Here is a 13,086-nt window from a genome sequence, read left to right on the forward strand (position 1 = left end):
TCTCTTAGCTGCGCAGGGTAAATGAATTATCCGTGGGCATCATTTATGTAATCTGACAGGTACATCCCGCGTGGAGCATCCAGCTTTTTATTTACATAATCAATAGAATAATATGACTGATACAGATGAAAGAATACATTGTCATTTATGTATGAAAGATTTGTCTCTTCAGTTGACTTTATATAATTATCTACACTCATCCTCCATAATACCTTTTGGGCATTGCCAACATAAGACATACTGAGCGTAAGACCTTCCGGAAAAACCACCACGGAGTCTTCTGAACACATAACGTCAACATCTGAAACATGCGTAGTCTCATAGATTTTATAAGGCGCAGGAACTACTGCATCCACGGCAAGCGCCTTGTCAAAAGGCGCCCTTACATCCACATAGCACATTTCCGCCCTGATGTCAGTCAGCCTTTTTATCGCAAAGCATAATTGGTGTGCGAGCTCCGGCCCTCCACTGGCCCGATTCGCAGGAGCTAATATGTATACTTTCATATTATCCTTCCTTAACAAGCATATTCGCGAAACATCTTATGGCTTTACTTGTCAGCCCCTTCGCAATCTAAAGCTCTTGTATACATTTTCTTATAAATCTTCATGGCTTCTTCATTCGCTTTCTTCATTTGCTCATCCATCCAGCCACCATTAAACCAGTGGACTGAGTAGGTATTTCTCGTCTCATTTATGATCCCGGACATATAATCATATGGCTGGAAATAATCATATGCATAGATATTTATATCTCCTACTGCCTGAGATTCTCCATTTATCTTATATCCATGACTCAAAGCCACCCTTGTGTCATAAAAACCGCATGTATTCCTATTTTGTGTGCCATCATCATTAAGGAAAAAGATCTCTTCCCTTGCATCAAGGAATTCCTTTATCATTGGATTCCCCTTAACGGAGCCGCTTAATCCTCCAAAATTTATAATCTGCCACTTTTCCACACCGCAAAACGCTCTTTGAAATCGAAGGTTATCAATATTCTTTTTCAGCTCAACATCTGTATCGAGATAAAAACCGCCATGATTATATAAAATATCAATACGGGCATAGTCAGGCACGTATCCGAAAGCACGCGCGTTATACGCTTGATCCATATATGGATGTTTCTTTATATCATAATTATCCTCATTCCATTCAATAATTTCATAATCAGGGCAATACCTTTTCCAACTCTCAATACACTTTTTCAGGCTATCAGGCAAAGCGTTTCTCCCCAGCCACATATAATGGATTTTCTTTGGTATCAACGGTTCGTCAGACAATTGCACATTCCCCTGAGATTCCCGTGAGCAGAAATTATGAATCAACATCATAGGCATAACAAAGCAAGTCATATCCTTAGTGCATGACATTCCGTCAAGCTGTCTTAAAACATCTGGAAACCTACTAATGTTAAGCAAAATAACGTTATTTGTCCTACATGATTCTAAGTATGTAGGCGGTTTCACCTCAAATGATTCTCCACAAGCCTCAATAAAAGTGCCCCACATTGCAGCATTATTATCAAGATAGCAATCAACAAAGGAGAGCAAATCAAGGTCTCTAAGTATTTCCGGCGTCGTAACCTGTCCAATCGCACCAGCACCAAACATTATGATCCGGCAATCGGTAGACAAAACCCTTCTCTTTAATTCCTCAAAACTATTGCAGCACAATCTCATTGCTAATCATTCCCTTCTGAAAGGGTGTCAACTTAGGTATCTCTTGTTTGCTATAAAAATATTGAATCTATCTTTGTGCTTATACAAAAAAACATTCAATAATCGTTCAGACAAAAATCCGGGGTATCTGTTTTGATAAGTATCCGATTTCTCTCCTATCCTATTTTCACTTGCAAATAAGATAGGAAACATCCACGAACAAAACTCTTTTAAAATGTCACGTCTCATTATGAACATATTGTATGCATGGAAATATATCTGCTTTTCCACAAAAGCAAAACTCTCATCATACTCCGGTGATAATTTGTGGACTTCATCTCGGAGAATCTCCCAATCAGTTTTAGAATGGGTCACACAATATTGACTCCCCACTCCTGATGTATTCATCACCGGAACCGTTACGACAATATCGACGTTTGATTTTTCTAATCCATCCATTACTTCATCAGAAATATCAAACCTCCTTCTGTAATGGCTGATCCCGACAAAATCATCATCCGAGTGCTTCCAAAGCCAGTATAGTGCCGTTAGTTCGCAATATTGCCTGTTCTTGTCAGATATGTTTTCCCCCGCATCATCCCTTAGTGCACATATCTTTGTTTCCGTAAGAGCTGCTCCAACTTGAATATCCTTTTCATAAGAACGCAGGGGAAGATCATCTGTTATCTTTTTATCATATATGCTCTTCGCAACATACACAGTTGTACCATTCTTCCCCATAATGTCTATATCCCTTCCGGCAGCATTTTAAACGGTATATAACACTTGTCCTGATTGTTCAGAAAATAGCATTTCTTGATGTGAGACCACTCGTCACTGGCAGCATTCATAATTAACAGTTTTTTAAACCCTTGTTTATGAAGTCCTTCTATTGCACCCGGCATATTGTTTTCATTTAATGCAACAATGATTGTATCATCTTTATACTCTTCAGCCTCTTCCATTCCAATAACCGGTGTGCCTTTAATCATTTTAGGATTACTAAGTCTGTTAGAAACAATAAAACACTGAATCCTCTTATTAAACGGCTTTGATTCAAGGCACAGTTTCAATGCTTTACCCATAACTCCGGCACCATAGATAACAATCTTATCCATGCACATTATTTTTTCAATTGCAGTATCACTAATCACCACTTTTCTCGCCTTCAATAGTTATCTTTGAATTTCTCCGCATAGGGAAGAACTTTTCTTAACCAGTACGCTCTGTCATTACATATGACAATTGAGTCCTTTTCAATACCACTTTTCATAAGTTGCTTTTGCATATCCATATAATGAACTGTATTGGCAACCATATATACTGCATACTTATGGCTTTCGCATATATACTCTGGCGAAAAAACAATGTGCCCATAAATCTCGCAGTTCTGCTTTTCCCGGTCATTATCAACAAGTATTACCTTCTTGTTACATATAGTGAGAAAATCTACAACAGCTTTCCCGTTATTTCCAGTTCCAAATACAACAAATTCATTATCTGAATGGAATCTTTCATGAATATAATTATTCAGTTGTTTATTTGCCTCACATACGTTTTCTATATGTACAAAATAAGAATCTCTGCCTTCTAAAACAGGTTTTAAAGCCTTCTTTAAATCATCAGAAAAATCTATATAATTATCGTACTCACCTTTTATTTGAGAGCTCAGGAAGTCATATGCTTTGCCAATCCATTCGTTCACATCCTCATCAGGGAATTGTGATATATACCACTCAAAGCTAGAAGCCATCCATTTGAAAAACTGTGTTTTATATCCATCCCACAAACCATTTTCTGTTAATACATTCCTCAGGCTTTCATACTCATTAATATGTTTTTTTAAACCGGCCATTGAATTTACAGATGCGTTCGGATTATCAATCCTATATCTATAGAAACAATCGCTCATATACCACACTCGCCTTGCATATAACTGAGTCATAAAAGAAAAACCAATATCTTGATATGATGCTCCCGGTGTTTCATTCATACGAATACCATTCTTTTCAAGGAATGATTTTTTATACAGTCCGCTCCAAAAACCATTTAACCCAACATCAAGAAGCATCCTTCCTTCATCGTATTCTACAAGTCTATCAAATGGTGCAGCATCACAAGCTTGAAAAGGATATAAACGTCCTTCGCCAGTAATCTCAAGATAGTAATAATATCCTGCCTTAATAATGTCTAAATCATTTTCTTTAGCAATGGTATATTGATGTCCAATCATATCTGGTGGGATAAAATCATCAGCTTCTACGATTGCCACATACTCTCCTGTCGCTTTATCTAATCCATAATTAAACTGAGCGCCAACTCCACCACCTTTAGTAAAAACACGGACTCTTTCATCTTTACTACTTAATTCACTGATAATATCAATCGTTCCATCCGTACTTTCACCATCGACAATAATTATTTCAATATCTCTTTCCAATTGATCAACAATACTCTGGACACACTGTCTTATATAGTTTTCTGTATCTTTGACATAAACAATAACTGAAACCTTTGGCATCTAATACCTATCCCCTTCACATTGAAAACCTTTCGAGAGCCAGAAACATATTTTCGTCACAAAATTCTATGTTTTTAACACCTTTTTTTTCTAAGTTATTCATTATTTCTTTTCTTGCAGCATAATCCATAACGCAAATAATTACGAGCTCACCCCTATACTCATAATCATCTAGCGAAACAAGAGGCACCCCTTGGATTTTCTGATCCAGATCATATTTTTTCGACACCAAGAAACAGCCCACTTTTTCCTTAAGATTGCAGGAAGAAAGGAAATACAGCATTAAGTTTCCTGCTTTCCCCGCCCCATATAATGCCACTCTTTGGTTATTTTTTACGATTGTTTCAACTCCGCTCAATAAAATGTGTGTGTTTATCATGTTTTTGTAGCTGGAGACATTGAGAATTCTGGCTATGAAATCATCAGTAGCATCTAGCTGCAATTCGTCACTGTTCTCACACATTTTATCCATTCGCCTAATATGGTCAGCCACAAGATAAACGTATCTGAAAAACTGCTTTTTTACTTCCTCACTGTAGTCCCTTTGATTAATAAGTTTTAGCAGTTCTTTAAAAACAATTATCCGGCTTCTAACATTCTCTTTGGAAAACCCACTAGTCATTATTGACGCCTCTCGAACTCTATATGTGTATAGCTTTGATGAAATATGTCTCATTCTTGAAGCGTTTAAGAAGACCTTCATGCTAAATATCGAATCCTCGTAAAGAATCCCCTTATAAAAAAACAAATCACTGTCTAGGATCCATTTTTTTTTGACAGCAAGCAAACAAGCCGAATCGCAATATTCATTATTCCTCATCATTTTCTCAAATAGTTTTTCACCGCTTGTGGTATTGGGATAGTCGTGATACTTGTAATACCATGAATCCTTATTATCTCTTTCTCTACTATCACCTTCATATAGAATCTCTGTTTCGAAGCTTATAGCATCTAAATTATCTTCCACCAATGTCTTATTAAGAATCTCCAAGGTATCATTTCTAATGAAATCATCGCTATCAACAAATAGTAGCCAGTCTCCTTGAGCCGCTCTGATTCCAACATTTCTTGTCTCTGCCAGTCCCTGATTAGTTTGTGAAATTACACGAAACCTTAGATCCTGCTCAGCAAATCTTTTAAGTATTATCGACGATGAATCTGTAGACCCATCATCTATACATATAGCCTCCCAATCTGAACAAGTTTGAGCCAATATACTTTCCAGGCATTTGCTTAAATACTTTTCCACATTATATGTGGGTACTATTATGGAAAACTTCATGCATACTACCTCTCATTTTTTACAGCAATTTGGGTTCAGCCCATAATATGTTTTCCTCAGGAATACCCAATGCTATCATTTGCTGTTTCGCTTTATTTGCAATATCCTTATTCCATATAGCAATTACAACGACATCATATTGTGCATCTATTATCCTCCATGGTTCAAAGACATCACATGGAAATGGTATTTTTCTTGATTCCGCTTTCAAATCCACAGCAAAAACCACTTCAATATCAGATTCTTTTAGCTGATGAAAATAATCATATCCAACATTTCCAGCTCCATAGATAATTACTTTTTTTCCGTACAATGCATTAATATTTTCATAATAATAATGATATTTGATCGGTACTTGTTCAACTCTGGCTCTTGCCTCATAGGAACTATGTAATTTTTTTCCTGTAAATTTCCAAAACTCTTTTTCATCTATGACATCTTTATTACTCTCAGCGATAGATTGTCTGCACTTAGACAGCTTGAATTCTTTTTCAAACGTCTCACTTGTGTTAAAGTGGGACAAGGAATTATCAAGTATCCGATAATAGTAAAATGCATCGCTTGTTGTTACAAATTTTCTGGTTTTTATCAACATCCACATAAGCACCAGGGAATCTTCACCATACTGCTGCTCTTCTGAAACATACGAAAAACAATCCATTATGAATTCTCTTCTAAACAGCTTCAAAACCAGGCCATATGGAATCATATGCGGGCCATCAAAATATCGGTTAGAAAACTCTTGTTTTCGAGCAATATTATCTCTTATTACTATTTGCTCATACTTCAAAGCCGCTATTTTCTTTAGTGAACCATCTCTCACTTCAAAATAATTAGATGCCACAAATTCTGCATCGCTACTCTCAAGAATCAGCGATAGCTTTTCATACATATCTGAAGAAATATAATCATCAGCATCTACAAAACCTATATATTCACCATTTGCTCTATTAAGTCCGTATTTTCGTGCTCTGACTGAGCCCCCATTCTCTGTATGAAAAGCCTTTATTCTTTTATCGTTATATGAGTACTGATCACATATATCTCCTGATCCGTCCGTCGAACCATCATCTACAAGAATCACTTCGATATTCTGATATGTCTGTTGTAGAACTGATTCTATACATCGATCCAAATACGTAGACGCGTTGTATACTGGTATAATAATTGTCAGTAGCCGTTCACTCATCTAATACACCACATTTAGGTATCCTGAAATCGTCCTGCACCTATCAAAAAGCGAAATCCTCAAATGCTTCCCTTCTGGAATTCCTATACTCTTCGTTTCTCTGTATATATCCCAGCAAATGATTTGCTGTCGGAAAATCATTGTCACAACGGAACGAATACTTAATAATTGGTCTACATCCGCCATTACATTGCCGGTTTAGGTCATCTCTTATCAATGTTCCTTTTAGGAAATTACCTCTATTTGAATTATCAATAGCCATACATGTCGTTATTTCGCCATCATTGCCAACCAAAAAGGATTTTCTACCCGCTTCACACATTGTCTTTTTATTTACCCCTCTTAGCCATTTCCATTCATCTGGCGAAATGAATTGTTGGATAAATCTCTGATACTCATCGTGCTTTTCATATGTGGGATCATTTGCAAAAGTGAAGTCACCCGCTATATTGACGAATACACCTATCTCTCCAAATTTATTTATTAAATCTGAAACCGTCATGCCGTAATCTTCCTTAAGATGTCTCAGATTATACGGACTTGCAACAAAATTCACCATTGCAATCATGTCATATTCTTTAAGTAGCTTTACTTTTCTAAACTCTTCCTCCAGCGAATGATACTGCATATGATACGAGCAATTTAGCTTTATCTTTTCACTGGGACACTCACGAACTATCTTTTCAGCGAAATATACATTAGTATCTATCCTAAAGCCGGTGATAACATGGTCCATTTTCACCCACTCTCTCAGAATTTCATAAGTCCCATCCACGCAAAATGGTTCGCCTCCCCACATATATGGCTCAACATTGTATTCGGAAAATTTCATCATCGCTTCAATCCATTCATCAGGTGAATGGTCATCAAACATTGTGCTCCCACCACTCTTCTCTTCATTGGAAAGAAAACAATATTCACATCGATAATTACATCTCATTGTCGGAATAAATGTGAATAATAAATTCTCTTTTTCTCTTATCATTTTGCTTCCCTCTCAATCTAAACGAAATATTTTTCTATATCTTGATACATTGCATCAGCCTTCATTCGGAGGCACTCAACACTCTTAACACACTTTTCCAAATAGATATCCTTTTCTTTTATTAGCATAGCTAGTTTATCTGGAATTTTATCAATTTCATTTATCTCTACCGAAAGATCTGCCAACTCTAGCGAATCTACCAATGACCTGACCTTTTCGTGATAAATAATAGGTATTGTCATTATTCCTAGCACGGCCGCCACTAAAATAACATGATATCTCATTGCAATAACGAATTCACACCCCCGCATTTCATTGACTATAGCTTCAACTTTTTCGCTTCTATCCATAAATCTATATCTGTTTAATAATTCTAAGTTTTCTATTTCTACTAATTTGCTCCATTGTTCTTCACTGGCATCTGGAATAACAATTGTAGCTTTGCATTCTCTACAAATAGTCCTAAGAACTTCACTGTCAATGTCCCCTGTTTTATTCTTGAAGGGTAGATTCCGAACATTTATACCAATTCGATTACCGATTGAGTATCCATACTTCAATATTTCGCGATTATGAAACACACAATCAGCACTGCATAAAACATGATTTGAACTGGTAAGTTCCACAAGCCTATGCTGAGAGTATTCGTCTCTTACATAGAAAAACTGTGCATTCTCTATCCAAAAACCAATTTGCTCCTTATACTGCGAGTAATCGGCATCCGAAACTCCTAAACCAATTATGCCATATGGTACATGCAACAAATGATAATCTTCTTTAAAATGTCGTATCACATTAGGCACACCACTCTCAATGATTCCTCCACCTGCAAATAAAAGAAAATCCGTTTTGTTCGCTTCAGCAAAAATCTCCATACATGGCTGTCCCACTTCATAGGGAATAGTCTCTATATTATGATCAGCCAAGAAGTTTCGTGTTGTACGATAGAGCAAGATATCACCAAAATTATCTTCCTCAAAATACCAAAGTAGTAGAACTTTTTTCATTTTAGAAACACCTCGTGTGATAATATGTATTCATGTGTTTTGGGTGTCACAAATTCAGAAATTGATCCCATGTCACCATTTTTAATATTCTTTCTCACTTCTGTCGCGCTTACAATTTTTTTATCAATCTGAAGCCGTGGAATTTCAACAAGCTCAATTCCATATCCCTTGAATATTCGTTTCATAGTTTCATTATATTGTCGTGTTATACCGTCAGTTGGTTCTTCACCCACAAATCTCTTTTTAATTCCAAGCCTTGGGGCAATTCGTTCAGCAAAAATCCTCACATCAGTTTCTGCATTTATTTTCTTCCCTTGAATCTTTTCTTTCTCAAAATAGTCCGGGAAAGTGCTTTTTGAGATACTATACGTTCCGCTAGGAGCAACAAAAACATCGTTCATACTGGCAGTATTATCTATAACAATCTGGTACCTGTCCTTGAACGGAATTTCTGACAGATCCTCTTCGACAACTAAAATCAGTAACTTACCACACAATTTCAATGCCTCTTTAACAAGATACAAATGTCCTTTTGTAAATGGGTTTGCATTCATCACTATGCAGCCAAGGTCCCCATAATCACCCCATTTTCTCTCCATCCTCATTTTTAGTTCATCTACGAATTCAAATATTTGATCATCCTCTTTTTTCATTTGAACAAGTTTATCTTCAAACCCACTACTCCTTGTTCTTTTTGCAGCGATAGCAGTCTCATGTAGCAAATTAGCACCACTACAATTTGTCAATGCTATGATATAATCAGTCAGTTCATCTGCTATCAGCTCTGTTCCATGCGGTCCATAATGATGTAGATTAATAAACACTTGCCCATATTTACTCCTATACGCAAAAGCCGCTGCCATATCAATAAAGCATATTCCATTAGAAGCACACTCTATCTGTAATATATTCTTGTAATACTTTAATTTTTCAGGAGTATAATCCAGGAACTCAGTTGAGTGAAACATCAAAACTGCGTCTGCCTCTTCGGGCGAAGGATCTGCCAACTCTAGCATTGTTGGCAAGTTCATATATATAAAACTCGCCTTTTTCTTTAAAACAGCATCATTAGCTTCTCTTAAATATTCGCCCCATACCAAGACATTCTCATCTGCATTTTCAAATTCATAAAATCCACTTCCCAGTACGACAACATCTCCGGCATCAATTTTCTCATTCTTAATTTGCCACACCATCCGTTCTATATCTCTGCCCGGAATAGCGTAATTTTCAACCTTATACTTTATCCCGTTTTTGTCAATCTTTCTCTGAAGATTAGCTGCTATGGTATGTCTATTCTCTAGCAACATTCCCGACACTCTTGAATCCCCAAATAACAAGATTCTGTTTGTAAACTCTAATTCTTTTGAATCATTCCAGTCTTTTCGTCCTTGAGCATGAACTATGAGCCCATTATCAAAATCTTCAAACCCAATCCCATTCCCCCTCAAGACAAATGCACAGGGTTCTTCATTCAATCTTTCTAAGTATTTGGCATCAGCAATAACCTCTGGTGAATATGCTTTCTTAACAAAATCAGACTTACCGCTTATCAAATATTTCCTGTTATCAAATAAGACTTTTCTGTCCCCCCATATAAGCACTCCTTCATCTTCCAAACTAGTCACGTCTAACAAAAACAGATTAATCTTCACATCGTATTTCTCTAATTCTTCAGCTAATACTTGCGTTCTCTTGTCATACTGCAACTCAGGGTTTAAACCACATATAACATCATATTCCCCACATATAAAAGCATCTTCCGGTGATAAAATTGCCACATCGTTTAAAGGGATGATCTCCGAGCGGTTTTTGTCAATAACTGCTATTATGTCATTACTAACTGCAGCTATAATTTTCCTATATACTATTCCGGCGCCATATAAATAGAATTTGGAGCCCTCAATTAACCGCTCCTTTAATTCTGCTTCGCTCCTCACTGAAACCACTTGACTCCCTCCAGGTTATTATTTTCCCTCATACAATAGTACACTTTTTCCGTTCATTCCTTCATAGGTAATGCTTTGGTCATATTGTCCTTCATGTATGCATTGTAAAAATGTAGATAATTCTATACCCTTTCTTGTAACATTACCGAGACTTATTTCCTTCTTTTCCTTTCTACACTTTCTATAGTCGATGTCCTCGTAAGTCATACATGGAAACTTTTCATCTAATACCTTGTCATTTAGGCAATCATATCTATAAATCATGCCATTAAAAGAATCCAAAGCTCTTATTTCTCCATTAGTTTTATAAAGTGCAAGCAAGTCAAAAGGACAAAAATCACTTTTACCCATGTGATTCTCACCAAAAACTATCTTGAGGATAGTCTTTTCTTCTGAATCAATTTTAAATATTGTTCTTCCACTAGTTTTAGTTACATAAATGTCTTTTTTGTCAATAAGCGTATCAAGGTATGTTCCGTGATGTCCTGCTTCACATATCTCTGTTCCAACAAGAGGAACAAACTCCCCTTTATTAATATCTCCATATAAAATGCTTCCGTTCTTCCCCAAAATCCACATTTCGCCATTCAAGTACAATAAGTTTGATATACCACACACATCATGTTCAAGTACATATTCTTTCAGCCCTTTAGTATTTATATCAAACTCAATTATTCTGTTTCTTGTATTCTCACCTAAATATATTTTTCCATCTCCAAGGCATCCACCCCTAAGAACAAATGGGTCCATCTCATCTTGCTTTTTCCCTGCCAAGTCAAATATCTTATATTCATTTATTTCAGACGTTTTCATGTTGAATTCGACAATATATTCATACCTACATGGGATCAGATACAAAAAATCCCCTTCTACAACACATGTGTAAAACAAACTACTCATTCCATCAGAATAATGATCCAATTTATAGCATTTCATCGATCCATCGTCTAAACAATATGAAGATATATATCGTCCCGCAAAAGGCACGAAGAACAGCTCATTCCCATATCTTACTGATGAAGAATGCAAATATCCTCTACTAAAACTCTCATTTGGAAACATTCTTATAAATTCACATTGACAGTTATCATTACTGATTCTGTATAAACCGTTATCATTCAAAGATGACACCCACAAAGCATCATTGACTATGACTGGTTTATTATATAAAAGTATCTTTTTATCCATTATTTAATCGATCCTCCAAGACCAATATCACAAATCGCACGCAAAAAGCTGCACATCAATGATATCTTTCATTGAACTATTTCACGTTCATATAATTATTATATACCATTTAGCTTGGAAATAATTATGCCATCTATTGTTTTATCGACAGTTTTTTTTATTTCTTAAGCGCGACTCAAAAAGGGCCTGACCCTCTAAGGTCAGACCCTCAATAGCTCTAATAAATACTCAAAAACTTGATTATCTCGGCGAAACAATCCTATACATTTTGAAATTATTCAATGGTCATCGTCTCGCTCGTTTCATCGCTGAACGTAAATGTCACGCTTCCAGTACTATGATTTTCCAACATTGATGCATCAAAAGTATATGTTGAGCCAGATACTGTGTAATGAGATCCTGCTACAAGTGTAACAGTACCACCTGTTGCTTTACCTAAAACTACGCTGCTTACTGTCACTCCGCTAGGCAATGATACTGTAACCGTGTTGCTTGAAGAAGATATGGTGGTTGACGACAAATATGAATCTGTATGCTCTTTATAGGACCAAGTAACTTTGATTGTAGGGAAATCAACCTCATCTCCCCAAGTTGCTGCTTTATTAAGAGCACCTACAAGAGTGTATGAGCATGATTCCCATACATATTCACCGTCAACCTTCTTGGTATCATCTAATATATAGCCATACTTATTAGTGCTATCCCAGTTAGCCTTATAATTGCCAGTTTTACCTGCAACTGTAGTTGTAAGAGTTGCTGCTGTTTCACCAAGTGCTGAAACCTGAGCATTACTTGCTGCGTCATCAGTAACTGCAAGGTACAGCTTTTGCGCTTTGTCTCCATCTTCGAAAGTGGCGCTGTCAGAATATTCAATAGTATCGCTTCCTGCCGTTTTCTGCTCCAGCTTTATTGTAACATCAATATCCTGAGCATTCTCGTTTTTCAGAGTCAGCGCTTTACTCTTATTAGTGTAAGTAGCTTTTGTTTCTCCCTCAGCATCTGTAGTTTTGAAGAAGACGCCTTGGCTTCCAGTAAAGGTTGCTCCATCATAAGCAGCAGCTGCTGTAGCAGCAATAAGTCCATTAGGATCAGCGATATAATTATAAGCTCCATCCGGAATTGTCGGCAATGTAACAGAAAGTGTAGGATACTTCATTTCTCCACCTTCATAAGATCCTTCGCCTTCAGCCACTCCAGGAGTTGTAGTCTCGCCTTCAGCAAAAGCAGTAACGCTACTTCCAACAACCATTGTGCCTGCAACAAGTAATGCTGCAAATCTCTTAAAATTCCCTTTTGTCATTGTAA

General features: G+C 36.6%; 12 protein-coding genes. All 12 read right to left on the reverse strand.

All coding sequences use genetic code 11. From position 1 onward, the window contains the following. Window positions 1-26: 26 nt before the first annotated feature. The 12 genes from G632_RS0115265 to G632_RS0115320 all read right to left on the reverse strand — a co-directional run bounded on the left by G632_RS0115265 (window position 27) and on the right by G632_RS0115320 (window position 13,081). Window positions 27-506, reverse strand: a complete 480-nt coding sequence (locus tag G632_RS0115265; RefSeq protein ID WP_022770299.1) for a hypothetical protein — start codon at window positions 504-506, stop codon at window positions 27-29. Window positions 507-550: 44 nt separating this feature from the next. Next, a complete protein-coding gene (locus G632_RS20360) occupies window positions 551-1,636 on the reverse strand; it encodes a glycosyltransferase family 32 protein (RefSeq protein ID WP_242826731.1) in 1,086 nt (361 codons plus the stop codon). A gap of 72 nt (window positions 1,637-1,708) precedes the next feature. Continuing rightward, window positions 1,709-2,401, reverse strand: a complete 693-nt coding sequence (locus G632_RS20365; protein ID WP_022770301.1) for a DUF4422 domain-containing protein — start codon at window positions 2,399-2,401, stop codon at window positions 1,709-1,711. Between the two features lie 5 nt (window positions 2,402-2,406). Further along, window positions 2,407-2,817 (reverse strand): nucleoside-diphosphate sugar epimerase/dehydratase, encoded by a 411-nt coding sequence (locus tag G632_RS0115280; RefSeq protein ID WP_155828906.1) that lies wholly within the window; start codon window positions 2,815-2,817, stop codon window positions 2,407-2,409. An 11-nt stretch (window positions 2,818-2,828) separates the two neighbouring features. Then, window positions 2,829-4,181 (reverse strand): glycosyltransferase, encoded by a 1,353-nt coding sequence (locus G632_RS21445; protein WP_022770304.1) that lies wholly within the window; start codon window positions 4,179-4,181, stop codon window positions 2,829-2,831. A 16-nt stretch (window positions 4,182-4,197) separates the two neighbouring features. Then, window positions 4,198-5,463: a glycosyltransferase gene (locus G632_RS0115290; protein ID WP_022770306.1), complete on the reverse strand. Its 1,266-nt coding sequence runs from the start codon at window positions 5,461-5,463 to the stop codon at window positions 4,198-4,200. Window positions 5,464-5,482: 19 nt separating this feature from the next. Next, window positions 5,483-6,652 (reverse strand): glycosyltransferase, encoded by a 1,170-nt coding sequence (locus tag G632_RS21450; protein ID WP_022770307.1) that lies wholly within the window; start codon window positions 6,650-6,652, stop codon window positions 5,483-5,485. Between the two features lie 43 nt (window positions 6,653-6,695). Next, a complete protein-coding gene (locus G632_RS0115300; RefSeq protein ID WP_022770308.1) occupies window positions 6,696-7,637 on the reverse strand; it encodes a 4Fe-4S cluster-binding domain-containing protein in 942 nt (313 codons plus the stop codon). Between the two features lie 17 nt (window positions 7,638-7,654). After that, window positions 7,655-8,644, reverse strand: a complete 990-nt coding sequence (locus tag G632_RS0115305; RefSeq protein ID WP_022770310.1) for a polysaccharide pyruvyl transferase family protein — start codon at window positions 8,642-8,644, stop codon at window positions 7,655-7,657. Further along, window positions 8,641-10,593: an adenylyltransferase/cytidyltransferase family protein gene (locus G632_RS21455; protein ID WP_022770311.1), complete on the reverse strand. Its 1,953-nt coding sequence runs from the start codon at window positions 10,591-10,593 to the stop codon at window positions 8,641-8,643. Before G632_RS21455 ends, G632_RS0115305 begins: the two co-directional genes overlap by 4 nt. Window positions 10,594-10,611: 18 nt before the next feature. Then, on the reverse strand, window positions 10,612-11,781 hold the full coding sequence (locus G632_RS0115315) for a hypothetical protein (RefSeq protein ID WP_022770313.1): 1,170 nt from the start codon (window positions 11,779-11,781) through the stop codon (window positions 10,612-10,614). Window positions 11,782-12,055: 274 nt separating this feature from the next. After that, window positions 12,056-13,081 carry a X2-like carbohydrate binding domain-containing protein gene (locus G632_RS0115320; RefSeq protein WP_022770314.1) on the reverse strand — a complete coding sequence of 342 codons (1,026 nt, stop codon included), beginning with the start codon at window positions 13,079-13,081 and terminating at the stop codon, window positions 12,056-12,058. Window positions 13,082-13,086 lie beyond the last annotated feature (5 nt).

Source organism: Butyrivibrio sp. NC2007 (assembly GCF_000421405.1).
GTDB lineage: Bacteria > Bacillota > Clostridia > Lachnospirales > Lachnospiraceae > Butyrivibrio.